Raw genomic sequence first — 24,706 nt, 5'->3', positions numbered from 1 at the left:
ATGGTCAGCACACCCACACGTCCCGCGGCCGCCCGGCAGCGGGTGGGGGCGACCGCCCGTGGGGCTGCACCGTCCACTCCTGCATCCGGGATTCCCGCGGCCGGCCGGCTGCGCCGGTGGTACCGGCGCTTCTGGTCCGCCCTCGAAGGAAACGGCAAGTCGCGCAACGGCTCCACGTACTACCTCATCCTGGGCACCACGCTGGCCCTGACCGCCATCGGCATCATGATGGTGCTCTCGGCCTCCAGCGTGGAGGCAATCGCCGCAGGGGAATCGCCCTACACGGCGGCCCTCAAGCAGGGCCTGTTCGCCGGGATCGGTACCTTCTGCATGTTCATGCTGTCCCGGATCAACGTGGTGTGGCTGAAGCGCCTCGCCTGGCTGGGCATCATCATCGCCTACGCGCTCCTGGGGCTCGTGCTGGTGATCGGCACCAGCGTGAACGGCAACAAGAACTGGATCGACATCGGCGGCTTCTTCACCCTGCAGCCTTCCGAAGCAGCCAAGCTGGCCCTGGCGCTGTGGATGGCCACCGTGCTGGCCAAGAAGGCATCGCTGCTGCACCAGTGGGGACACGCCGTCGTCCCCGTGGTACCCATAGCCGGCGGAATAATCGGGCTCGTCCTGGTCGGGAACGACCTCGGCACCGGCATGATCATCATGCTCATCACGGCCGCCGGCCTGTTCTTCGCCGGCGTGCGGCTCTACCTGTTCGGCTTCGCCGCCGTTGGGCTGGGGGCGGTCATAGCGTTCATGGCCATGACCAGCTCCAACCGGGTCTGCCGCATCACCTCGTGGTGGACAGGCCAGAGCTGCGGCGACGGCATCGACGCCAACTACCAGTCCACCAACGGCCTCTACGGCCTGGCGTCGGGCGGCTGGTTCGGCGTCGGGCTCGGCCAGAGCCGGCAGAAGTACAGCTGGATCCCCGAAGCGCACAACGACTTCATCTTTGCCATCATCGGCGAGGAGCTCGGGCTGGTGGGGACCGTCGTCGTACTGGTCCTTTTCGCCATCCTGGGCGCCGCCATCTACCGCGTGGTAGTGGCGCAGGAGGACCTGTTCCACCGGGTCCTGGCCGGCACCATCATGGTGTGGCTGCTGGGCCAGGGCACCGTCAACATGGCGGTGGTCACCGGCCTGATGCCGGTGATCGGTGTACCGCTGCCGTTCATCTCCTACGGCGGCTCGGCGCTGCTGATGTCGCTCTGCGCGATCGGCGTAGTGTTGTCACTGGCCCGCGAACAGATGGCCCCCAGCATCCGGCCCCGGAAACTGCTCGGCCCGTGGCGGAAGCCCGGGCGCAAGAAAAACCGTACGAAAGCGTAACCAGCACCTGATGAAAAACGAGTCCTTGTCCGTGGTCCTCGCCGGCGGCGGAACAGCAGGCCATATCAACCCCCTGCTGGCCATCGCCGCGGCCATCCGGGACGCCCGCCCCGACGCGCGGCTGCTCGCCGTCGGGACAGCCTCCGGCATGGAAACCAGGCTGGTTCCCGCCGCGGGCCTGGAACTGGCCACCATCGACCGCGTCCCGTTTCCACGGAAGCCTTCGGCAGACCTGCTCCGCCTTCCGGGCCGGCTCGCCGGCGCCGTCCGGCAGGCCGGCCGCATCCTCGACGACGCCAAAGCCGACGTCCTCGTGGGCGTTGGCGGCTACGTCTGCACCCCCATGTACCTCGCTGCCTGGCGGCGGAAAATCCCGATTGTCATCCATGAAGCCAACACCCGGCCGGGGCTGGCCAACCGGGTAGGCGCGCGGCTGAGCCGGCACGTTGCGGTGGCCTTCGCCGGCACGCCGCTGCGCCATGCCCGCCACGTGGGCATGCCCATGCGCCGGGAAGTCTCCGCCATGGTCAGGGCAACGGCACGCGACGGTGCCCTGCGCAGCCTGGACCTGCAGCCCAACAAGCCGGTGCTCATCGTGACCGGCGGCTCGTCCGGGGCCCAGAGCATCAACCGCACCGTTGCCGCCTCACTTGAGGCGCTGTCCCAGGCCGGCGTCCAGACCATCCACATCACCGGGCGCGGCAAGTCGGTGGCGGATGCAGACGGCAACACCCTGAGCGCTGACGGCTACCGGCAGCTCGAATACGTGGACGGCATGGAGACTGTCTACGCCGCGGCCGACCTGCTGCTCGCCCGCTCCGGCGCGGCCACCGTAAGCGAGGTTGCCGCCGTCGGCGTGCCGGCGGTGTTCGTGCCGCTGCCGATCGGCAACGGCGAGCAGGCGCTCAACGCCCGCGGACTGGTGGACGCCGGCGGCGCCCTGCTGGTGGCGGACCGGGATTTCACCCCGGAGTGGGTCCGCAGCAGCCTCATCCCGCTGCTGACTGACAGTTCCCGGCTCGCCACGATGGCGGCGAACGCGGAGAACCTCGGCATCCGCAATGCCGACCAGCTCATGGCCGACCTCGTACTGGAAGCGGTATCCAAATGACCACCAACGCAGCACCCAGCCAGGAATCACTGGGCCGCGTGCACTTCATCGGCATCGGGGGCGTCGGCATGTCGGCCGTCGCCAGGATCATGGTGGCGCGCGGGGTTCCCGTCAGCGGCTCGGACGCCAAGGACCTGCCGGTCATGCAGGAGCTCGCTGCGGCCGGTGCCCGGATCTGCGTGGGCTACGGCGCCGGCAACCTCGGTGATGCCCAGACGGTTGTGGCCGGCTCGGCGATCCGCGCCGACAACCCGGAACTCGAGGCCGCGCGCGCTGCCGGCCTGCCGGTGCTGCACCGCTCGGAAGCTTTGGCGGCCACCATGGGCGAAGACCTCGTGGTGACTGTGGCCGGTACCCACGGGAAGTCCACCACCACCTCCATGATCACCGTGCTGCTGCAGGGCGCGGGCCTGGACCCGTCGTTTGCGATCGGCGCCAACGTTCCGGCGCTCGGCGTCAACGCGGCGAACGGCAGCTCCCAAGTGTTCGTGGCCGAGGCGGACGAATCCGACGGTTCGTTCCTGAACTACCGCCCGCAGATCGCCGTCGTCACGAATGTCGAACCGGACCACCTGGACCATTACGGCACCGCCGAAGCCGTGTACGAATCGTTCGACCGGTTCACCGCGCTGCTGCCCGCCGACGGTGTGCTGGTGGCATGCGCGGACGACGCCGGCGCCCACGCCCTAGCCCTGCGCACCCGGGAGCGGGGCAACACCCGCGTTGTTCTGTACGGCACCTCCGAGGCAGCCGACCTCCGGCTCGACGACGGCGGCCCGGGCAGGGTGGCGGTTACGACGGCGGGCGGCCGGTTCCCGCTGGCGCTCCAGGTCCCGGGACGGCACAATGCGCTGAACGCTGCCGCTGCCATGGCGGTGGCACTGGAACTCGGTGTGGAGGCCCAGGCGGCCGCCTCTGCCCTCGCCAATTTCTCCGGCGCGTCGCGCCGGTTCGAATACAAGGGGGCGGGCCGGGGCGTGCGGGTGTATGACGACTACGCCCACCACCCCACGGAGGTGCGTGCGGCCCTGGCTGCGGCACGGTCCGTGGCGGGCGAGCACAAGGTGCACGTCCTTTTCCAGCCGCACCTGTTCTCCCGCACCCGCGAATTTGCCACCGAGTTCGCCGAGGCCCTGGGCGCCGCTGACACCGCCCTGGTGCTGGATATCTACCCGGCCCGCGAGGACCCCATCCCCGGCGTGACCAGCGCGCTTATCACCGGGCACCTGGGCGCCGGCGGCAGGCTGGTCGGAGCCGGCAATGAGGCAGTTGCCGCGGTGACTGCCGCTGCGCAGCCGGGCGACATCATCCTCACTGCAGGGGCCGGGGACGTCACCGCTTACGGGCCGCTCATCGTGGAGTCCCTCGGTGGCTAGCACCCGCCGCCCCACCTACCGTCCGGCCAAGCCGGCTGCCCGGGAAACCGAGCCAGCCCGGGGGACCGCGGCATCCCGGGAAGCCGGGGTGAAGCCCGACGGCGGGAACCCGGCCGTGATCACCGCATCCAAAGTGGTCCCGGAGGGAACGGCGCAGCAGGGCAGCGCACAGAAGGACGGCGCACAGAAGCTCAGCGCCCTGAAGGACCGTGCGCTGAAGGGCAGGACGCAGAAGGCTCCGACCAAGGGCAAAGCGCAGGACAATCCGGTCGGTGCGTCGCAGGACAACGTGCTGGCCTTTCCCGAGCCCCGGGGCCGGCGCATCAGGCGCAACATCATCGTGGCGGCCTGCGTCACGGCGGCCATTGTGGCGGGGATCATCGTCGCCGCCATCTACTCACCGGTACTTGCGGTCCGGAGCGTGAGCGTCACCGGCACAAAGCTGCTCAAGCCTGCGCAGGTTCAGGCCGCCCTCAAGCCGGTGCTGGGCACGCCGCTGCCCCAGGTCACCGATGCCGAAATCGGCTCGCTGCTGAAGCCGCTCGTCCAGATCAAGTCCGTCAGGACGCAGGCCCACCCGCCATCGGTCCTGGTGGTGCAGGTGCAGGAACGCGTTCCCGTCGCCCTCGTCAAGCGCGGCAAGGAGTATCTGCTCGTGGACGTTGATGGCGTGAAGCTCGGCGCCACCGCCGATCCCGCGTCGGTCAAGCTGCCGGTCATCGACGGCGGAGCCGGCACCATCGGCAAGGACCTGTTCCAGGCAACGGCCGAGGTCCTCGGTGCCCTTCCGGCCAACGTGCTCGCCAAGCTGTCGAATGCCTCCGCCAAATCTGTCGATGCAGTGGAGCTGAAGCTGCTCGACGGCCAGACGGTCATCTGGGGCAATGCGGGGGAGAAGGAGCTAAAGGCCCGGGTGCTGGAGGCGCTGCTCAAGGTGCCCGCCGACCCCGCAAACCCGGTCAGCACCTACGACGTGAGTGTGCCGCGGCATCCGGTGACCCGGTGATGCGACATGGTGATGCCCGTGTATTTCACGGGGATTAGGACGACACGCGGTGGCGGTTATTGAATGTAGCCAGCATAGGAAATAGCGTCACAGACGTGAGTTACTTGACATAACTATAACCTTCAAGTGGAGGGTTAAGGTTTAGGGCTTCAAGGCCCAGGGCTTCGGGCCCGACTCCATCAGTTTTCGCAATAGGACACTAACAAGGGACACGTAACGTGGCAGCTCCGCAGAATTACTTGGCCGTCATCAAGGTCGTCGGCATCGGCGGCGGTGGCGTGAACGCAGTCAACCGCATGATCGAGGTGGGTCTCCGCGGTGTCGAATTCATAGCAATCAACACCGATGCCCAGGCCCTCCTGATGAGCGACGCCGACGTTAAGCTCGACGTCGGACGGGAACTGACGCGCGGGCTGGGTGCCGGGGCCAATCCCGAGGTCGGCAAGCAGGCTGCCGAGGACCACGCCGACGAGATCGAGGAAGTCCTCCGCGGAGCGGACATGGTCTTCGTGACCGCAGGTGAGGGTGGCGGCACCGGAACCGGCGGTGCGCCGGTGGTTGCCCGCATTGCGCGCTCCCTTGGCGCCCTGACCATCGGTGTGGTCACCCGGCCGTTCACCTTTGAGGGCCGGCGCCGCGCCGGCTCCGCCGAGGCGGGCATCGATGCCCTGCGCGACGAGGTGGACACGCTGATCGTGATCCCCAACGACCGCCTGCTGTCCATCAGCGACCGCAACGTCTCCGTCCTGGACGCTTTCCGCTCCGCTGACCAGGTCCTGCTGTCCGGTGTCCAGGGCATCACGGACCTCATCACCACGCCCGGCCTGATCAACCTTGACTTCGCTGACGTGAAGTCCGTCATGCAGGGCGCCGGCTCAGCCCTGATGGGCATCGGTTCGGCCCGCGGTGAGGACCGCGCGGTCAAGGCCGCCGAACTCGCCATCGCCTCCCCGCTGCTGGAAGCTTCCATCGACGGTGCCCACGGTGTCCTGCTGTCCATCCAGGGCGGCTCCGACCTCGGCCTGTTCGAGATCAACGAGGCTGCGCGGCTGGTGCAGGAAGTGGCCCACCCGGAAGCCAACATCATCTTCGGCGCAGTCATCGACGACGCCCTGGGCGACGAAGCCCGCGTCACCGTGATCGCGGCCGGCTTCGACGACGTCAAGGCCACCTCGCCGTCCATGGACCAGTCGCAGCCGCAGGCTGCACCGCAGCGTCCGGCCGTTCCGGCGGCTGCGCCGCAGAGCCAGCCGTCCGCGGGCAGCCAGCAGGTCCACGTCCAGCCCGTGCATGCCGGTGTCGGTGCCGCCGGCCTGAGCAGCTGGGGCCAGCAGCGCCCGTCGGCTGTCCCCGCAGACTCGGGTTTCGACGTCGACCTTCCGTCGGTGGTGGAGCCGGACCTGACCGGCAGCCGCTCCGATGACCTCGACGTCCCCGATTTCCTGAAGTAGGACGCTGCCGGGCGGACACCCGCCCGGCAGTTACCCCTTTCCTGACCCTGACTGCCGGAGTTCCGATTTGTTTTTGTGGCGTGCTGAAGTGAAGCCCGGGGTGTCCGTGGCATTCACCGATACGGATGCCGGCAACCTCGCCCTGCATGTGGGTGACGACGCCGCTGCGGTCCTGCGCCGCAGGACCCGCCTTGAGGAAACCGCCGGCATCGCCCCGCGCAGGTTCCAGTACATGAACCAGGTCCACGGCAACCAAGTGTCCGTTGTCATTGAATCCGGTTCGACGACTGTACCCGGCGCGGCTTTCGAGTCCGGCACAGATGCCCCCACGGCGGACGCGCTGGTGTCGCTTGGCGACCCGCTCGCGGTGATGGTGGCAGACTGCATTCCGCTGGTCCTGGTGGGTACCGGCACATCCGGTCCCGTGCTGGCTGCCGTCCATGCCGGGCGCCCCGGTTTGTTCTCCGGAGTCATCCCGGCGGCGGTCGGGGAAATGCGCGCCGCCGGAGCAACAGACGTCCGGGCCTGGCTGGGCCCGTCCGTCTGCGGAAGCTGCTACGAGGTGCCCGCAGAACTCCGTGACCAGGTCTCCGCCGTCCTTCCGTCGGCACGGTCCACCACCTCGTGGGGAACGCCGGCGCTCGACCTGCCCGCCGGCGCCGTCAGTCAGCTCGATGCCCTCGGGGTGCCCGTTGAATACCGCGGACCCTGCACGCTGGAAAATGACACCCTGTTTTCGTACCGCCGTGACTCCCGGTCCGGACGGTTCGCCGGACTGGTGTGGGCCCATGACTGATAAGCCGGAACAGGGCGACGCCCGGATGGTACAGCTGCGGGAGCGCCTGGAGGCCGTCCAGCAGCGGATCGCACGTGCGGCCGCCGCGTCCGGGCGCGAGGACAACCCGCCGCGTCTGATCGTGGTCAGCAAGTTCCACCCGGCGGAGGATGTCCGCCGGCTGGCATCGCTCGGCGTGCGGGATTTCGGTGAAAACCGGGATCAGGAGGCGTCCGCCAAGGCCGAGGAACTCGAGGCCCTGGGTCTCACCTGGCATTTCGTGGGCCAGCTCCAGAGCAAGAAGTCCAAGACGGTGGTCCGCTACGCCTCTGCTGTCCATTCGGTGGACCGGGCCCAGCTCGTGACGGCCCTGGAAAAGGCCATGGCGGCCCAGCAGGAGCAGACTGGCCGCGGCAGCCTGGACTGTTTCATCCAGGTCAGCCTGGACGACGACGCCGGAGCCCACCGCGGCGGGGCGGCCCCCGCCGAGGTGCCGCAACTGGCGGAGCAGCTCGAAGCCGCAGCAGGCCTCCGGCTGGCCGGTCTCATGGCCGTGGCCCCTCTGGGGGCGGATCCCGACCAGGCCTTTGAGAAACTGCTGGGCATTTCCACCAGCCTGCAGCGGGACTTCCCCGGCGCCACGGGGATTTCGGCCGGCATGAGCCAGGACCTGGAAGCTGCTGTCCGATTCGGTGCGACACACCTCCGAATTGGCTCAGATATTCTCGGTTCGCGCCCGGCGGTGCGGTAGCGTCTCTCGTATTGGAAGTGAATGGCGGGGATTCCAATGCTGTCTTGACTTTTGGGCGGCCCGCTTCCGGACACGATTAGGAGTCGACCATGGCTGGCGCTCTGCGCAAGACAATGATCTATCTTGGGCTCGCCGACGGCGATGAACACTACGAGTCTGAGCTTTCCACCCAGCACAAGGATGAGGACAACTCAATGGAGCATGACCGTGAAGAGCGCCGCGCACCGGCGCCGCTCCGAGAGGTCACCCGTGAAGCGCCGCCAGCTGCCGAAGAGGAATACCGCGCACCCGTGACACCCATTAAGCGTGCGGCGTCGAGCCGCGAAGAGACCACCGGACTGCGGCAGATCACCACGATCCACCCGCGCTCCTACAACGACGCCAAGCTCATCGGCGAAAGCTTCCGCGACGGCATCCCTGTGATCATGAACGTGACGGACATGGGGGAAGCGGACGCAAAGCGGCTGGTCGACTTTTCCGCCGGACTTGTCTTCGGTCTGCGCGGAAGCATCGAGCGCGTGACGAACAAGGTTTTCCTGCTGTCGCCGTCGTATGTTGAAGTCATCGGAGATGACAAGAAGGCCAGCGACGCCACCGCAAGTTTCTTCAACCAAAGCTGAAAAACGGCTCTCCGGATGCCAGGCAGGGACGCACCTGCCTGGCATCCGTGCTGAAATAGGGGAGCAGTAAAATCTGCCAAGAATCCCAGGGCACCGAGGTGTCCGTGATGAACATGGAGACAATGGGTTAGCTCATGGGAATACTTTTCGGGCTCGTCTACATCGTCCTGCTGTTCATTTTCGTCGCTTTGATTGTCCGCCTCGTCTATGACTGGGTCCAGATGTTCGCGCGGGAATGGCGCCCCCGGGGGGTAGCATTGGTGGCGGCTCACGCGGTCTACTCGGTGACCGATCCGCCGCTGAAGGTCCTGCGGCGCCTGATCCCGCCGCTGCGGCTGGGCGGCGTGTCGCTGGACCTCGGGTTCCTGGTGCTGTTCATCGGCCTCAGCATTGCCATGGGGATCACCAAGTCACTTGCATAACTTCATATCAGCTTGCAGCGCCGGGGCCGTTCCGCAAGGATGCCCGGGAGCATAAGAACCTTTTGTTCGACGCCACGGTGTTGAATTAGAGGAACCAGACCATATTTAGGTACCGTAGTTTTGACGGCCGGAAGGCCTCCTGACGAACTAGACCAACGAGGTGACCAGATGGCTTTGACGCCAGAAGACGTTGTCAACAAGCGCTTTCAGCCGACCAAGTTCCGCGAAGGCTATGACCAGGACGAAGTTGACGACTTCCTGGACGAGATCGTCGTCGAACTGCGGCGCCTGAACCAGGAGAACGAAGAACTCCGCAAGAAGCTCGCCGAAGGCGGCTCCGGATCGCCGGCTGCCACCTCTGCCGTCGCCCCCGTCGTTGAGAAGGTCCCCGCCCCGTCCAAGTCCGAAAAGGACGAGGCACGCGCGAAGGCCGAAGCCGAGGCCAAGGCTGCTGAAGCTGCCAAGAAGAAGGAAGCCGAGCAGGCCGCACCGGTTGCAGCGCAGGCACCCGCCGTCACCAGCACCAACGTCTCCGAGTCCGCTGCCGGCCTGCTGGCCATGGCGCAGCAGATGCACGACCGCCACGTGGCCGAGGGCCAGCAGCAGCGCGACAAGATCATCGCCGAGGCCCAGATCGAAGCCAGCAGCCTGGTCAACGACGCGCAGGAGAAGTCCCGCAAGATCCTCGGCGCGCTGGAGCAGCAGCGCTCGGTCCTCGAGCGCAAGGTGGAGCAGCTGCGCGGCTTCGAGCGCGACTACCGCTCACGCCTGAAGGCCTACATCGAAGGCCAGCTGCGCGACCTCGACGCCCGCGGTTCCGTTGCCGCCCCTGAGGTTGGCGAAAGCAGCAGCGCTGCCGTTTAGCACGTATTCTGAAGGCCGGTGGCTGAGGATTCCTCGGCCACCGGCTTTTGTGATTAACGACGGTCCCCGAATGAAAGCACCATGACTGACGACCTTGCCGCTGACGCAGCGCACCCAGCCTCATCATCACCGCGGCCCCGGCGCGGCGTCCTGCTGTCCCTGTTCGCGGGGCTGGCCGTGTTTGCCTACGTCTTCGACCAGCTCACCAAGCTGTGGGTGACCAGCACCATGGTGGAGGGCGAGCGGATCCCGGTGCTGCCCCCGCTGCTGCACTGGTACTACATCCGGAACTCCGGCGCCGCCTTCTCCATCGGCGAGAACGTGACCTGGGTGTTCTCGATCATCATGGTGGTGGTCGCCGTCGCCATCCTGTTCCAGCTTCGAAAGCTCGGGTCAGTGTGGTGGGCGCTGGCGCTGGGGCTGCTGTTCGGCGGCGCCCTGGGCAACCTGACAGACCGGCTTTTCCGGGAGCCGTCATTTGGCATGGGGCACGTGGTGGACTTTATCCAGCTGCCCAACTTTGCGATCTTCAACATCGCCGATTCGGCCGTTGTCTCGTCGGTGGTCATCATCTGCCTGCTGACCCTGCGGGGGATAGCCCTTGACGGTTCCCGCCACAGTGTCGCCAAACGTGAAGGCGGCGACGATGTCTGAGCGGCTCGTCGTGCCCGAGGAGCTGGACGGCAGCCGCGTCGACGCGGGGCTGGCCAAGCTGATGGGACTGTCGCGCTCGTCCGCCGCCACCCTGATCGCCGAAGGCAACGTGACCAGCGGCGGCAAACCCGTGGGAAAGTCAGCCAAACTCGCCTCCGGAACGGTACTGGATGTGACGGTTCCCGAGCGCCGGGATCCCCTTGAAGTCGTGGAGGAAGTTGTGGAAGGCCTGAAGATCCTGCTGGATGACGACGACTTCGTGGTGGTCGACAAGCCGGTGGGCGTCGCGGCGCATCCGTCGCCAGGCTGGGTGGGCCCCACCGTGGTGGGCGGTCTCGCCGGCGCCGGTTACCGCATCTCCACGTCCGGCGCCACGGAACGCGCCGGCATCGTTCACCGCCTCGACGTCGGGACCTCCGGGGTCATGGTGGTGGCCAAGACAGAACCCGCCTACACCGCCCTCAAGCGGGCGTTCAAGGAACGCACCGTGGACAAGGTCTACCATGCTGTGGTCCAGGGCCTGCCGGATCCGCTGCAGGGCACCATCGACGCGCCGATCGGCCGGCACCCCGGGCACGACTGGCGCTTCGCCGTCATCGAGGACGGCCGGCCCTCCGTAACCCACTACGAGGTCCTCGAGGCGTTCGGCAAGGCAACCCTGGTGGAGGTGCACCTGGAAACCGGCAGGACCCACCAGATCCGCGTCCACTTCGCCGCCCTCCGCCACCCCTGCGCCGGCGACCTCACGTATGGGGCCGATCCCCGCCTTGCCGCCACCCTGGGGCTCACCCGGCAGTGGCTGCATGCCCGCCAGCTGGGCTTTGACCACCCGCGCACCGGGGAGCGCATCACCGTGACCAGCGAATACCCCGAGGATCTCGCCTACGCGCTGGACGTCCTGGAGTCGGGCAAGGCCTGAACCGGCGGCACGCCGGCATTAAGTGTCAGGGGGTCGGCACTAGAATGGTCCGGTGACTTCCAGCAATGACTCGTTCGTACATCTCCACACCCACACCGAGTACTCCATGCTGGACGGCGCCGCCCGGCTGGGCGAGCTGTTCGACGAAACCGAGCGGCTGGGAATGCCCGCGCTGGCCACCACCGACCATGGCTACCTATTCGGCGCCTTCGACTTCTGGAAGAAAGCCACGGACAAGGGCATCAGGCCCATCATCGGGGTCGAAGCCTATGTGACGCCCGGAACGGCCCGGGGGGACAAGAGCCGCGTCCGCTGGGGCGACGAGAGCCAGCGGAAGGACGACGTCTCCGGCGGCGGTTCCTACACGCACATGACCCTGCTGAGCTACAACAATGTGGGCATGCGGAACCTTTTCCGTGCCTCGTCGATCGCTTCCCTGGATTCGGTCTTCGGCAAGTGGCCCCGCCTGGACCGCGAGCTGCTCAACACCTACTCGGAAGGGCTCATCGCCACCACCGGCTGCCCCTCCGGCGAAATCCAGACCCGGCTCCGCCTGGGGCAGTACCGAGAAGCACTGGAAGCCGCTGCCGAATTCCGGGACATCTTCGGCGCGGAAAACTACTTCTGCGAACTGATGGACCACGGGCTGGACATTGAGCGCCGCGTCACGGGCGACCTCCTGCGGCTGGCCAAGGAACTCAACCTCCCGCTCGTGGCCACCAATGACCTCCACTACACGCACGAACACGACGCCAAGGCACACGAGGCACTGCTGGCCATCCAGTCCGGTTCCACCCTCCTGGAGCCCACCTACGACAACGGCGGCTCCCGGTTCGCGTTCTCCGGCAGCGGCTACTACCTGAAGTCGCCGCAGGAAATGCGTGAACTGTTCCGCGACCACCCGGAAGCATGCGACAACACGCTCCTGATCGCTGAGCGGTGCGAGGTCTCCTTCAACACCGGCGCCAACTACATGCCGCGCTTCCCCTGCCCGGAGGGCGAAGACGAAACGTCCTGGCTGGTCAAGGAAGTGGACAAGGGCCTCCGTTACCGATATCCCAAGGGCATCCCGGACAACGTCCGGAAGCAGGCAGACTACGAGCTTGGCGTCATCACCTCCATGGGGTTCCCCGGATACTTCCTCGTGGTGGCCGACTTCATCAACTGGGCCAAGAACAACGGCATCCGTGTGGGTCCGGGCCGTGGCTCGGGTGCGGGTTCCATGGTGGCCTACGCCATGCGCATCACCGACCTCGACCCCCTGCAGCACGGCCTGATCTTCGAGCGGTTCCTGAACCCTGACCGCGTCTCCATGCCCGACTTCGACGTCGACTTCGATGACCGGCGCCGCCCTGAGGTCATCGATTATGTGACCCGCAAGTACGGCGACGAGCGCGTGGCCATGATCGTCACGTACGGCACCATCAAGACCAAGCAGGCGCTGAAGGACTCCTCACGCGTGCTCGGCTACCCCTTCAGCATGGGCGAGCAGCTGACCAAGGCACTGCCCCCGGCTGTGATGGCCAAGGACATTCCGCTCGCCGACATCCAGAACAAGGATGCCAAGCGCTACAGCGAGGCAGGGGACTTCCGCCAGCTGATCAGCACCGATCCCGAGGCCGCCAAGGTATTCGAGACGGCGCTCGGCATCGAGGGCCTGAAACGTCAGTGGGGCGTGCACGCTGCCGGTGTCATCATGTCCTCGGACCCCATCATCGACGTCATCCCGATCATGCGCCGCTTCCAGGACGGCCAGGTCATCACGCAGTTCGATTACCCGACGTCCGAGGGCCTCGGCCTGATCAAGATGGACTTCCTGGGGCTGCGGAACCTCACGATCATTTCCGACGCACTGGAAAACATCAAGATGAACCGCGGCATCGAGCTGGACCTCGAAACCCTTGAGCTGGATGACGCAGCTTCCTATGAGCTGCTTGCCCGCGGTGACACGCTGGGCGTGTTCCAGCTCGACGGCGGGCCCATGCGCTCCCTCCTGAAGCTGATGAAGCCTGACAACTTCGAGGACATTTCCGCGGTGCTGGCGCTGTACCGGCCCGGCCCCATGGGTGCCAACGCCCACACCGACTACGCGCTGCGCAAGAACAAGATCCAGGAAGTCGTCCCGATCCATCCGGAGCTGGCCGAACCGCTGGAGGACATCCTCGGCGGCACGTTCGGACTGATCGTGTACCAGGAGCAGGTTATGGCCGTGGCGCAGAAGCTCGCCGGCTATTCCCTGGGCCAGGCAGACATTCTGCGCCGCGCGATGGGCAAGAAGAAGAAGTCAGAACTGGACAAGCAGTTTGCCGGCTTCTCCCAGGGCATGCAGGACAACGGCTACTCCATGGAAGCCGTGAAGACCCTGTGGGACATCCTGCTGCCCTTCTCCGACTACGCGTTCAACAAGGCCCACTCGGCCGCCTACGGTGTGATCTCCTACTGGACCGCCTATTTGAAGGCGCACTACGCCCCGGAGTACATGGCCGCGCTGCTGACCTCGGTGGGCGACGACAAGGACAAGTCCGCCATCTACCTCAACGAATGCCGCCGCATGGGCATCACCGTGCTGCCGCCGGACGTCAACGAGTCGGCCCTGAACTTCACCCCGGTCGGGGAGGATATCCGCTTCGGCATGGGCGCCATCCGCAACGTCGGCGTCAACGTCGTCGAAGCCATGGTGGCCGCCCGCGAAAAGGAGGGCGCCTACACCTCCTTCAAGGATTACCTCATGAAGGTTCCGGCGGTGGTGTGCAACAAGCGCACCATCGAATCCCTGATCAAGGCCGGGGCCTTTGACTCGCTGGGCCACCACCGCCGGGCGCTGGCCATGGTCCATGAAGAAGCGATTGATTCGGTCATCACGCTCAAGCGCAATGAGGCCATCGGCCAGTTCGACCTCTTCGCCGGCTTCGATGAGGCCGAGTCCGAATCGTCCCTCAGCATCGAAATTCCCGAACTGCCGGAATGGGAGAAGAAGGACAAACTCGCGTTTGAGCGCGACATGCTGGGCCTGTACGTTTCGGACCATCCGCTGCAGGGCCTGGAAGGGGTCCTCAGCCAGCACGCCGACCAGTCCATCACCTCGATCATCGCAGAGGACGGGCCGCACGACGGCGCCATCGTCACCATCGCGGGCATGATCACCTCACTGAGCCGCCGGATCGCGAAGGCCAGCGGCAACGCCTATGCGCGGGCTGAGATCGAGGACCTCGGCGGTTCCATGGAGGTCATGTTCTTCGGCCAGGTCTACGGCCCGATCGCTTCGGTGCTCGCCGAAGACCTGATTGTGGTGGTCAAGGGCCGTCTGCAGCGGCGCGACGACGGAGCCGTGACCCTGAACTGCATGGAGCTCTCGGTCCCCGACCTCAGCCAGGGCACCAACGGGCCGCTGGTGATCACCATGCCCACCCACAAGGCCACCGAGGCGGTGGTCACGGAGCTGGGGGACGTGCTGCGCAACCACCGGGGCAACTCAGAGGTCCGCGTGAACCTGCAGGGCGACAGCCGCATCGAGGTCATGGCCCTGCCCGTGCACCTCAGGGTGAACCCGAACCCCTCGCTGTTCGGTGACCTCAAGGTGCTGCTGGGCCCGGCCTGCCTGGATGCCTAACAGTCCCAGGGACGCCTAGATCTCGTAGTCGAGCGGAACCGGCTGGCCGTAGGTTCCCGAGTGGTACAGCAGCGGCGAGCCGTCCTCGCCCACCTGTCCTTCCACCACCTCGACCACTACAACGGCGTTGTTCTCGAAGGACAGCCGCATCTGGATCTTGCCGATCAGCCAGCCGGCGACGTCCTTGAGCACTGGCACGTCGTAAGGGCCGTGGGCCCAATGGTCGCCGGCGAACCGTTCCTTCGTGCGGGCGAAACGGTCGGCCAGCTCCTGGTTCTCCAGGCCCAGCATGTGCACACCGATGTACGTGGTGTTGGCCACGGCCGGCCAGGAACTGGAACTGCGCGCCATGTTGAAGGTGAAGCGCGGCGGCTTGGCGGACAGCGAGGCAACGGAGGTTGCCGTGAAGCCGTACGGGACGCCGTCGTAGTTCACCGTGATGATGGCGACGCCTGCCGCGTGCCGGCGGAACATCTCTTTGAAGGTGCCTTCGAACGCGACATCATCTGACGTCATGAAATCGATCTCCCTGCCTCATCCGTGTCGATTGTGCCTCTACTACAAGACTATTGGGCTTCGGGCCCGATGGGGCACTCCGGCGCCTGGCAGCATATGTGGCGGCCACCCGGCCAGCAATTGGGGGCCACATTTGTTAGCGTTTCTTCATGACCCAGCCTGCACGCCCTCCGGTCCGCACCTCCGAGGAGGCCCGGGCCGCCCGCCGGCGTCCCCGCCGGGACTGGGTGTGGGTGGCAGGAATCATCGCCGCCGGTGTTCCGGCCGGGCTCCTGTGGTGGGTTCTGGCACCGGGCGGGCAGAACCTCATTTCAGGAAACGCCGCGCTGGCTTCCGGGACCAACACCCAGGGCTGGCTGCCCCGGGACCTGGTGCTCGCCGGATTGTTTGTCCTCGCGGGCTGCCTGGTGGCTGTGCTGCTTTCCGGACGGGGTGACGGCGGGACGCGGCGGCTGCTGCTGCTCTCCGTCGCTGCCAGTGCCGCGGCAGCTGTCCTGGCCTGGCAGACGGGTGTGTTGGCAGGGGGGTGGCTGGGCGGTCCGCAGGACACCTCGGCCAATGCCAGTGTTGCGTTCTCGCTGCGGTCCCTGACGGTCCTCGTCCTGTGGCCTGCGGCCGTGGCCGCCGGCTTCTTCGTCCTGCGCATCATCGCCCTGCTGCGCTCCTCCGCGGACCACGACGCGGACGACGCCCGCACGTGGCAGTAAACGTCCAGCGTCAGCAGGGCGGTAACAACGGCATGGGCAGCGGCCGCGGCGCGTAAAATGAACCGGTGACCACTTCTCCGGACAGCCCCGCAACCGCAAATTCCCAGGGACGCCAGAACACGCCTGCCGTCGATTTCCGCACTGTTGACCTGCGCGGGCGGACCCTCAGCCTGGCCGAGCTCCGCGAGGCAGTGCCCCGGGCACGGCAGCAGACAGTCGCGGACGCCGAGGAGAAGGTCACCGACATCATCACCGCCGTCCGCCAGCGCGGCTTTGCCGCCCTTGCGGACTTCGCCCGGACCTTCGACGGCGTCGAGCAGGCCCACCCGCGGGTTCCGGCAGAGGCCCTCCAGTCAGCTCTGGACGGCCTGGACCCGGATGTGCGTTCGGCCCTTGAAGAATCCATCAGCCGCGCCCGGCGCTTCGCGGACGGACAGCGTCCGGCCGACGTCGACATCTCCCTTGGCGACGGGGCAGTGGTGAGCCAGAAGTGGGTGCCTGTGGCGCGCGTGGGCCTCTACGTTCCCGGCGGCCTGGCGGTCTACCCGTCCTCAGTGATCATGAACGTGGTTCCCGCGCTGGCCGCAGGCGTGGACTCGATCGCACTCGCTTCGCCGCCGCAGAAGGACTTCGGCGGTCTTCCGCACCCCACCATCCTTGCCGCTGCGGCGCTGCTGGGGATCGGCGAGGTGTACGCGATCGGCGGCGCGCAGGCCATCGCTGCCTTCGCCTACGGGGTGCCCGGCGGGGCCGGCGCCCCCGCCCTGGAACCGGTCGACGTCGTGACCGGGCCGGGGAACATCTTCGTGGCCACGGCCAAGCGCCTCGTCAAGGGCGTGGTGGGGATCGACTCCGAGGCCGGCACCACCGAAATCGCCATCCTCGCGGATTCCACCGCCCGGCCCGCGTTCGTCGCCGCGGACCTGATCAGCCAGGCCGAGCACGATCCCAAGGCCGCCTCGGTCCTGATTACGGATTCCCCCCAGCTCGCCGCGGATGTCCGTGAGGAGCTGGAACTGCAGGCGGCATCCACCAAACACAGCCAGCGGGTCCGCGAGGCGCTGTCCGGCCCGCAGTCCGGCGTCGTGCTCGTCGACGACCTCGGGCAGGGCATCGCGGCCTGCGACGCCTACGCGGCCGAGCACCTGGAAATCATGACCGCGGATGCGCCCGCCGTGGCGGCCCGGATCAGGAATGCGGGTGCCATCTTCGTCGGCGACTACAGCCCTGTCAGCCTGGGCGACTACTGCGCCGGCTCCAACCATGTGCTTCCCACCAGCGGCACGGCAGCTTTCTCGTCTGGACTGAACGTCACCACGTTCCTCCGTGCCATCCAGGTCATCAACTACTCCGAGGCGGCGCTTGGGCAGGTCAGCGGCCACATCGTCAGCCTGTCCGGCGCGGAGGACCTGCCGGCGCACGGCGACGCGGTCACCGTACGCTTTCAGGCGGCCCGCTGACCACCGCCTGTCTGCGGCCTCCGGCCGTCCCCGCTGACCACTACATGTAGTGCCGGCCCACTACATGTAGTAATTACAGGCTTGTTATTCTTGCAGGTGCAGCCGTAAACTGGTGGCGGGAGCGTGTACTGTCATGCGCCTGATGCCATGCGCCTGATGTCATGCGTCGAATGCCACGCGTCTACCATTACGCGTCTATCATCACCAGGGGAGGAGCAGCGTGTACTGTCCGTTCTGCCGCAACCCTGATTCGCGCGTGGTGGACAGCCGGATGGCCGACGACGGCTCTGCCATCCGCCGTCGCCGGCAGTGCCCCGAGTGTGGCCGCCGCTTCACCACCGTGGAAACCACCAGCCTGTCTGTGATCAAACGGTCCGGCGTGGGCGAGCCCTTCAGCCGCAGCAAGGTGATCAACGGCGTCCGCAAGGCCTGCCAGGGCCGGCCGGTCAGCGAGGACGACCTCGCCATGCTGGCGCAGGAGGTCGAAGAGAACATCCGGGCCTCCGGTGCGGCCGAAATCGACGCCCACGAGGTTGGCCTGATCATCCTGGGCCCCCTTCAGAAGCTGGACAAGGTGGCGTACCTCCGGTTCGCCAGCGTCTACCAGGCTTTTGAATCCCTGGAGGACTTCGAATCAGCCATTGCGTTGCTCCGGCACGAGTCCGACGCCGAGACCAAAGAAACGCCCGCGGCGGACAGCAAGTCCCCCGAATCCCAAGGCGCCGGGGGCGGGGACTCCGGCGTCAAGAGCCAGGACGCAAAAAACGCCCCGGCGAAGAGCGCCGTGAAGAACGCGGCAGCAAAGAACACCGCGAAGAGCGCGCTCTAAAGTCTCCGGTGGCGGCAGCGGAGGGGAAGCCGCAGCCGCCACCGGCTCCAGTGCCGCAATGCCTTGTGCGGCAGAAGCATTAAGCGGCAGAAGCATAAAGCTCCAGAAGCACCCGACCGGATTATGGTCGGGTGCTTTCGCCGTCCCGGCTGCCTTTTCATCAAGAGCAAACCGGGGCACCACTCCACAGCTGAGGAACAGCAGCCAGTTGATCTAATGTGACGCTTGACACGTGTTAGGTGCCTCCTCTACAGTTCCTAACACGTGTTAGGAAGGAATTGAACATGACCGGAGCCACAAACGGGCACCTGCGGGAGATCACCCGCCGTACCGCCCTTGGTGCCCTCGGCGCGGGAATCATCGGAGCAACCGTGGCGTCGTGGCCGCGGCTCTCCGGCACGGACATTCCGGGCCGCGGAGACAACAGCCTCAGCATCGCCATCATGGGCACCGCCGCAGACGCTGCCGCCCGGCAGCGCGCGATTGACGCATTCACCCGGCTCCACTCGGAGCTCAGGGTTAAGGTCCAGGCCATCCAGGCCGTGGACTGGAAAGACTTCTTCACCAAGATCCTCACCATGGTGGCAGCGGGAACACCGCCGGACGTGGTCTATGTGGCCACTGAAGGCGCCCAGCTCTTCGCGGAAAAGCTCGCCCACCCGCTGGACGAATACATCCGCCGCGACGCCGCGGACATGAGGGAGTTCTTCGACGACGTCCACCCCAGCCTGGTGGAAGCCTTCATGTACAGGGGCAGCCTCTACCAGCTCCCCATGGACTGGAACGCGGCCAACATGTACTACAACACCGCCGCCTTTGCACAGGCAGGACTGGAACGGCCGGCGGACGACTGGACGCACCTCGACTTCCGCAACAGCCTCGCGGCCATGCGCAAGGCGCGGACCTCGGACTTCACGCCCTACTACTGGACGAACAGGCTCTTCGGCGGCGTGGTGCCGTGGCTTTACGCCAACGACACCAGCTTCCTCCGGGAAACCAGGTCTGCCGGCGGCGAATGGCTCTGGGACGGCTTCTACGCCAACGACCCCTCCCGTGGCCTCCGCTCCGGCGGCTACCAGTGGCTGGAACCCAACGCAGACGACGACCGCGTGTTCGAGTCCTTCGACTACCTCCGCGGGCTGGTCAAGGACGGCCTGGGCGTCCGGCCGGAGGAAGGCGGCGGCAGCTCCCTGGTGGGGCTGTTCGCCTCCAACCGCATCGGGACCACACCCGCCGGCGGCTACTGGGTGCAGGGCCTGCATGAAGCGGGGATGGGCGCGAACGACTTCGACGTCCAGTTCTTCCCGCGCTGGCGGACCCAGCGCCACCAGTTTGGCACCGCAGGCTACGCGATCATGAAGACCGCCAAGGACAAGGACGCCGCCTGGGAATGGATCAAGTTCAGCTCCAGCCGTGAGGCCATGGAGCTGATTTTCCCCAGCCCGGTTACGACGCCGGCACGCCGTTCCATGGTCAACGAACAGTTGTATGCCGGCAAGGGGCCCGCCCACTGGAAGGTCTTCTACGACACGCTCGACCGGTTCCCCGCCACAGGCCCCATCCCGGCACCACCCCAGCAGGCCGCCGTCGAGACGGCCCTGATGAAGAATGTATCGCTCGCGGTCAGCGGGGACGAGCGGCAGCTCAAGCAGGCCCTTGCCTCCATGCAGCGCGACCTTGAACTGGCCCTGAGGAGGCAGCCATGAGCACCACCACCCCGCCGCGGGAGCGGCCGAAGCGGGCTGCCGGCCGGCCGGGCACGGCAGCGGCCCGCGCTGAAGGCGCACCCGGCGCCCCCCACGCGGGAACCCGACGTGGAAGCAGCGGCAGGCACAGCCAGCGCTGGCTGGCCTGGATCTTCCTGGCCCCCACTATCCTCGGCATGGGCCTGTTCACACTGATCCCCATTGTTGCCTCCGTGATCCTGGCCTTCTTCCGGTGGGACATCATTTCGGCACCGCACTTTGTGGGCCTCGATAACTTTTCCGAAGTCGTGCAGGACCCCACTGTCCGGGTGTCCTTCGTGAACACCATCGTGTTCGTGGTGGTGGCCGTGACCCTCCAGCTGGGCCTCGCCCTGGCCTTGGCGGTCATGGTGCAGGAGAAGATGCCGGCGTGGCTGCGCGTGTTTTTCCGGTCCGCCTTCTTCTTTCCGCTGATCCTCTCCGCCGCCTCGGTATCCATCTTCATGCGGTACCTCTTCAACGAACAGTTCGGCGTGGTCAACTGGTTCCTGTCCCTCGTGGGCATTCCGGCGGTGCCCTGGCTGACCACGCCAGGCGGGTCCGCGGCCGTCGTGATCCTCGTGTACGTGTGGCAGAACTTCGGATTCTCCTTCCTGCTGTTCATCGGCGGACTGGCCTCCATTCCCGTGGAGACGTACGAGGCGGCCTCGATCGACGGCGCCACCGGCTGGCGCAAGCACTTCCACGTGACGCTGCCGCTGCTGAGCCCCACCACGCTGGTGGCTTCGGTAATGGCCATCATCAGCGCCCTGCAGGTATTCGACCAGCCCTACGTCCTGACCCGCGGCGGCCCTGGCGACTCCACCCGGACCGCGGTCATGGTGATCTTCGAATCGGCATTCCAGCGGCTCGAGTTCGGCCAGGCATCCGCGATCGGCGTGCTGCTCACCCTGATCATCATGGCCATCACGGCCGCACAGTTCCGGCTCAGCAAGCGATTCGTCTTCTACCAGTAAGGCCAGCCATGACAACCACAACTGACCACAGCCTGGCCGGACATTCCCCCCGGCTGTCCGAGGGCCTCCCCGCAACGCCCAACCGGAAGAGGTTCAACTGGAGCTTCGCCGCCCGCGTCCTCCTGCTGCTGCTGGCGGCCGCGCTGACGCTGGGCCCGGTGCTGTGGACCCTGTCCACTTCACTGCGGTCTCCGTCGGAATCCTTCAAGCTGCCGCCGTCGTTCATTCCCTGGAACCCGGACTTCACCTCCTACGGGGAAGTGTTCCAGCAGCTGAACATCTTCCTGCTGGTGCTCAACAGTGCCCTGGTGACCGGGCTGATCGCAGTGGGCCAGATGATTTCGGCGGCGCTGGCGGGGTACGCGTTCGCCCACCTGAAATTCCGCGGCCGGGGGGCGCTTTTCTCGATCGTGCTGGCCACCATGATGGTGCCGGTGCAGGTGACGATTGTGCCCGTTTTCATGCTGATCCGCGGCATGGGCCTCTCGGACACGCTGCTCGCGCTGATCCTGCCGGCGATCCCGACGGCGTTCGGCACCTTCCTGATGCGCCAGTACTTCATGGGGCTCCCGGCCGAACTGGCCGAAGCGGCCTCCATTGACGGAGCCAGCCCGTGGCGCACGTTCCGTTCGGTATACGCGCCGCTGGCGATGCCCGGAATGGCGATTGTGGGAATTCTCGCCTTCAACTTCCACTGGAACGAGTTCTTCCGCCCGCTCATCCTCACCATTTCCGAGCAGAACTTCACGCTTCCGCTGGGACTCGTTTCGCTCCAGGGCAACCTCGGCACCGGCAGTATCTCCGTGGTGCTCGCCGGCGTGGTCCTGTCCATGATTCCGGCGCTGGTGGTCTTCATCTTCGGCCAGCGCGCACTGCAGGACGGCCTCACGGCCGGCACCGGCAAATAACCCTATCTCCCTCCAGCCCCGAAAGGCCCCGCCATGCCCTCCCCGGACCTCGCCGCCGTTTACTTTGACGACGTAGCCGCCGCCCACCCCGACCCTGCCTTCCCCCGGTTCCACCCGCGCCCGGCACAGGGCTGGATCAACGATCCCAACGGCATCAGCTTCATCAACGGCCGGTACCACGTCTTCTTCCAGTACAACCCGGACTCGGCCCGGCACCACAGGATCGCCTGGGGCCACGTGAGTTCGGCCGACCTGGTCAGCTGGGAGGAACACCCCGTGGCGCTCCGCCCGCAGGACGGCGGCCCGGACGAGTACGGCTGCTGGACCGGTGTGGTGACGGACGACGGCGGTGTTCCCACCGCGGCATACTCCGGCGTGCGCGGCGACGGAGGCCACTCGCAGGTGGTCATCGCCCGCGGGTCGGAGGACCTGGTCCGCTGGGAGCAGACGGGCCATGTGGCAGCCACGATGCCGGCCGGCGGAGCGGTCACCGCGGTGCGGGACCCTTTTATCTTCCGCTTCAACGGCAGGCGGTACGCCATGCAGGGCGCGGGGCTGGCCACCGGGCACGCCGCGCTGCTCCTGTACACGGTCGACGACATGTCCGACTGGAAGTACCAGGGCATCTGGCTGACATCGGAGAACCCCGTAGCCGCAGAGTTCACCCCGGCCGAGATCTGGGAATGCCCGCAGCTGGTCCGGGTGCCGGATGCCAGCTCCACAGAACCGGGCACCTGGCTGATGATGTTCTCGCTCTGGCTCTCCGGTGATGCGCACGAGCACGCCAACGGCGTAGGCCACCTGGTTGGGTCGCTCACCGCAGATCCGGAGACGGGGCTGCCGGTGTTCACCCCCCGGGCCGGGGGCAAGTCGGACCTCGGTCGGGACTTCTACGCTCCGCAGGTGGTGGCTCTGCAGGACCGGGCCCTGCTGTGGGGCTGGGCCAATGAAGGCCCGGGCCGCGACGGACGGCGCGGCCGCAGCCAGGACGAAATCGACGCCGCCGGGTGGGCCGGGGTCCTGACTTTTCCGCGCGAACTCTCGGTGGTGGACGGTGCCCTGGCAGTCACGCCCGCCCCTGAGGTCGGCGCCTACCGTGGAACGCTGCTGATCAGCAAGGCTTCCCGGATGGCGACGCTGCCGGCGTTTGCCGAGGCAGTGGTGACGGTAGGCCCCGGGGGTTTTGCCGATGGTTCACCTGCCGCCGACGGCGGGGACACCGCCGTCGAACTCGTGCTGGCTGGCAACGGCAGCAGCCAGACGGTATTCAGCGGGACCGTGCTGCCGGGGGAGGAGCTGCGGGTGTTCGTGGATGCTTCGCTGGTGGAGGTTTACCGTGCCGGTTCGGTGGCGACGACGCTCCGCGCCTACCCTGCCGCCGGGGAGGAATGGCAGCTGCGCCTTCCGGCAGGAGCAAGGGCCGACGTCTGGGAACTCGCGCGGCCGGCTTAGCCAGTGCGGGACCGGCCGTGCAGGCTTGCTCTTGTCCCTGCCGGGTTAGCGCCCGGCCGGGACCGGTCCGGTGGAATCCCTGACCACAAGCTGACAGGGAACCATGGTCCCGGTGCCTGATCCCGCAGCGGTTGCCGGGCCCGCCCCGTCGGACTCTTCGCCCGGGACGGACTGGACTTCGGTAAGCAGCGCCGTCATGGCGGCCGCCCCCATTTCCCGGAGCGGCAGGGCCATGGTGCTGAGTGCCGGGACCATGGTCTTGGCCACCCGGAATTCATCGTCGTAGCCCATCACCGACACATCCTGCGGCACACTCAGGCCCAGGCGGTAGCAGGCCAGCACGACGCCGATGGCCAGGCGGTCGTTCGCACACAGGATGGCAGTGGGCCGGGCCGCGGACTCCACGCCGTCGAGCAGTTTCATGGCTCCGTGGAATCCCGCATCGATGTCCCAGCCCACTTGGAGGACGCGGTCCTCATTGACGGACATGCCCGCGCCCTTGAACGCCTCACGGTAGCCCTCGATCCGCCGCGGCGCTGCGGGGGTCAGCGAGTCGCCGGCGAGGAAGGCGATGTCCCGGTGGCCGAGGCCCATGACGTGCCCGGCGGCTTCCCGGCCGCCGCGGACCTCATCGGGTATCACGGCCGGCAGTCCGGCGTCCGGTCTGTCGTCAAAGCAGTTGGCCAGGATTGACGGGACCCGGGCCATGTTCGGCGGCACATGCAGGGGACGCAGGCCCACGGTCACGTACATCAGGCCGTCCACCTGGCGGTCCAGCAGCGTCTCAACGGCGCTCTCATCGCGGGACTCGTCCAGCTCCGTATCCATGACCACGGTGACAAAGCCGTGTTCCCGGGCGACGGCATCAGCACCGGCAATGATGTTGCCGTCGAACGGGCTGGTCACCACCTGGTCGGAAACGATGCCGATGATCCGCGACTGCTGGTTGCGCAGGCTCAGGGCGATCTTGTTGGGGGAGTAGTTCAGCGCCGCCGCCGCATCGCGGATCCGCTGCTGGCTCTCGAGCGCCACGTTGCCGTTGCCGCGGCCGTTCAGCACCAGCGACACGGCGCTGCGCGAGACGCCTGCCAGCTTGGCGACGTCGAGGGCGGTGGCCTTGCGCTTCATGGACCCATCCTTTGGCTGTGCAAATTACTGCTTGGCTGCAGTTTACCTAACTCGTGTGAGCTAAATGGTGCCCGGCTCCAATGAAAACGCCGAAGGCGGCAGACACTGTGTCTGCCC

At 66.7% G+C, this 24,706-nt stretch carries 22 protein-coding genes; 20 read left to right on the top strand and 2 right to left on the bottom strand.

What is annotated here, in order from left to right; all coding sequences use genetic code 11:
* From ftsW to dnaE, 13 genes are all read left to right on the top strand, one after another.
* On the top strand, nt 1–1,329 hold the full coding sequence (ftsW, locus tag ACFUTU_RS14010; protein ID WP_377965238.1) for a putative lipid II flippase FtsW: 1,329 nt from the start codon (nt 1–3) through the stop codon (nt 1,327–1,329).
* 10 nt (nt 1,330–1,339) lie between these two features.
* Nucleotides 1,340–2,440: an undecaprenyldiphospho-muramoylpentapeptide beta-N-acetylglucosaminyltransferase gene (gene murG, locus ACFUTU_RS14005; protein ID WP_377965236.1), complete on the top strand. Its 1,101-nt coding sequence runs from the start codon at nt 1,340–1,342 to the stop codon at nt 2,438–2,440.
* Complete coding sequence (gene murC, locus ACFUTU_RS14000; protein ID WP_377965234.1) at nt 2,437–3,816, top strand: UDP-N-acetylmuramate--L-alanine ligase; 1,380 nt, start codon at nt 2,437–2,439, stop codon at nt 3,814–3,816. The genes murG and murC overlap by 4 nt, the downstream gene beginning before the upstream one ends.
* Nucleotides 3,809–4,822, top strand: coding sequence for a cell division protein FtsQ/DivIB (locus ACFUTU_RS13995; protein WP_377965232.1), 1,014 nt, complete (start codon nt 3,809–3,811; stop codon nt 4,820–4,822). The genes murC and ACFUTU_RS13995 overlap by 8 nt, the downstream gene beginning before the upstream one ends.
* A 218-nt stretch (nt 4,823–5,040) precedes the next feature.
* Nucleotides 5,041–6,273 carry a cell division protein FtsZ gene (ftsZ, locus tag ACFUTU_RS13990; RefSeq protein WP_307101284.1) on the top strand — a complete coding sequence of 411 codons (1,233 nt, stop codon included), beginning with the start codon at nt 5,041–5,043 and terminating at the stop codon, nt 6,271–6,273.
* Between the two features lie 67 nt (nt 6,274–6,340).
* A complete protein-coding gene (locus ACFUTU_RS13985) occupies nt 6,341–7,069 on the top strand; it encodes a polyphenol oxidase family protein (protein ID WP_377965230.1) in 729 nt (242 codons plus the stop codon).
* Nucleotides 7,062–7,799 (top strand): YggS family pyridoxal phosphate-dependent enzyme, encoded by a 738-nt coding sequence (locus tag ACFUTU_RS13980; RefSeq protein WP_377965228.1) that lies wholly within the window; start codon nt 7,062–7,064, stop codon nt 7,797–7,799. The genes ACFUTU_RS13985 and ACFUTU_RS13980 overlap by 8 nt, the downstream gene beginning before the upstream one ends.
* A gap of 89 nt (nt 7,800–7,888) precedes the next feature.
* Nucleotides 7,889–8,419: a cell division protein SepF gene (locus ACFUTU_RS13975; protein ID WP_377965226.1), complete on the top strand. Its 531-nt coding sequence runs from the start codon at nt 7,889–7,891 to the stop codon at nt 8,417–8,419.
* A 134-nt stretch (nt 8,420–8,553) separates the two neighbouring features.
* Nucleotides 8,554–8,841, top strand: coding sequence for a YggT family protein (locus ACFUTU_RS13970; RefSeq protein WP_377965224.1), 288 nt, complete (start codon nt 8,554–8,556; stop codon nt 8,839–8,841).
* Nucleotides 8,842–9,009: 168 nt separating this feature from the next.
* Complete coding sequence (locus ACFUTU_RS13965) at nt 9,010–9,705, top strand: DivIVA domain-containing protein (RefSeq protein WP_377965222.1); 696 nt, start codon at nt 9,010–9,012, stop codon at nt 9,703–9,705.
* Between the two features lie 81 nt (nt 9,706–9,786).
* Entirely contained in the window at nt 9,787–10,359 is a 573-nt protein-coding gene (lspA, locus tag ACFUTU_RS13960; protein ID WP_377965220.1) for a signal peptidase II, read from the top strand.
* Entirely contained in the window at nt 10,352–11,278 is a 927-nt protein-coding gene (locus ACFUTU_RS13955; protein ID WP_377965218.1) for an RluA family pseudouridine synthase, read from the top strand. Before lspA ends, ACFUTU_RS13955 begins: the two co-directional genes overlap by 8 nt.
* Nucleotides 11,279–11,330: 52 nt before the next feature.
* A complete protein-coding gene (gene dnaE, locus ACFUTU_RS13950) occupies nt 11,331–14,888 on the top strand; it encodes a DNA polymerase III subunit alpha (RefSeq protein WP_377965216.1) in 3,558 nt (1,185 codons plus the stop codon).
* A gap of 15 nt (nt 14,889–14,903) precedes the next feature.
* Here dnaE and ACFUTU_RS13945 read toward each other — a convergent pair whose 3' ends face one another.
* A complete protein-coding gene (locus ACFUTU_RS13945; RefSeq protein WP_377965214.1) occupies nt 14,904–15,404 on the bottom strand; it encodes a flavin reductase family protein in 501 nt (166 codons plus the stop codon).
* A gap of 149 nt (nt 15,405–15,553) precedes the next feature.
* On the opposite strand from ACFUTU_RS13945, the gene ACFUTU_RS13940 reads away from it, so the two are divergent.
* The 7 genes from ACFUTU_RS13940 to ACFUTU_RS13910 all read left to right on the top strand — a co-directional run bounded on the left by ACFUTU_RS13940 (nt 15,554) and on the right by ACFUTU_RS13910 (nt 23,461).
* Complete coding sequence (locus tag ACFUTU_RS13940) at nt 15,554–16,111, top strand: hypothetical protein (RefSeq protein WP_377965212.1); 558 nt, start codon at nt 15,554–15,556, stop codon at nt 16,109–16,111.
* Nucleotides 16,112–16,176: 65 nt separating this feature from the next.
* Complete coding sequence (hisD, locus tag ACFUTU_RS13935; protein WP_377965210.1) at nt 16,177–17,571, top strand: histidinol dehydrogenase; 1,395 nt, start codon at nt 16,177–16,179, stop codon at nt 17,569–17,571.
* 220 nt (nt 17,572–17,791) lie between these two features.
* Nucleotides 17,792–18,400 carry a transcriptional regulator NrdR gene (nrdR, locus tag ACFUTU_RS13930; protein ID WP_377965208.1) on the top strand — a complete coding sequence of 203 codons (609 nt, stop codon included), beginning with the start codon at nt 17,792–17,794 and terminating at the stop codon, nt 18,398–18,400.
* Between the two features lie 284 nt (nt 18,401–18,684).
* Nucleotides 18,685–20,106 carry an extracellular solute-binding protein gene (locus ACFUTU_RS13925; protein WP_377965206.1) on the top strand — a complete coding sequence of 474 codons (1,422 nt, stop codon included), beginning with the start codon at nt 18,685–18,687 and terminating at the stop codon, nt 20,104–20,106.
* Complete coding sequence (locus tag ACFUTU_RS13920) at nt 20,103–21,101, top strand: carbohydrate ABC transporter permease (protein WP_377965204.1); 999 nt, start codon at nt 20,103–20,105, stop codon at nt 21,099–21,101. Before ACFUTU_RS13925 ends, ACFUTU_RS13920 begins: the two co-directional genes overlap by 4 nt.
* Nucleotides 21,102–21,109: 8 nt before the next feature.
* The gene (locus ACFUTU_RS13915) at nt 21,110–22,009 is read left to right on the top strand and encodes a carbohydrate ABC transporter permease (protein WP_377965202.1); all 900 of its coding nucleotides are present in this window, start codon (nt 21,110–21,112) and stop codon (nt 22,007–22,009) included.
* A gap of 33 nt (nt 22,010–22,042) precedes the next feature.
* A complete protein-coding gene (locus ACFUTU_RS13910; protein ID WP_377965200.1) occupies nt 22,043–23,461 on the top strand; it encodes a glycoside hydrolase family 32 protein in 1,419 nt (472 codons plus the stop codon).
* A 45-nt stretch (nt 23,462–23,506) separates the two neighbouring features.
* Here ACFUTU_RS13910 and ACFUTU_RS13905 read toward each other — a convergent pair whose 3' ends face one another.
* Complete coding sequence (locus ACFUTU_RS13905; protein WP_377965198.1) at nt 23,507–24,589, bottom strand: LacI family DNA-binding transcriptional regulator; 1,083 nt, start codon at nt 24,587–24,589, stop codon at nt 23,507–23,509.
* Nucleotides 24,590–24,706 lie beyond the last annotated feature (117 nt).

The organism is Arthrobacter sp. NPDC057388, from assembly GCF_042668165.1.
Taxonomy (GTDB): Bacteria; Actinomycetota; Actinomycetes; order Actinomycetales; family Micrococcaceae; genus Arthrobacter.
This window is presented reverse-complemented; position numbering and strand designations above follow the sequence as displayed.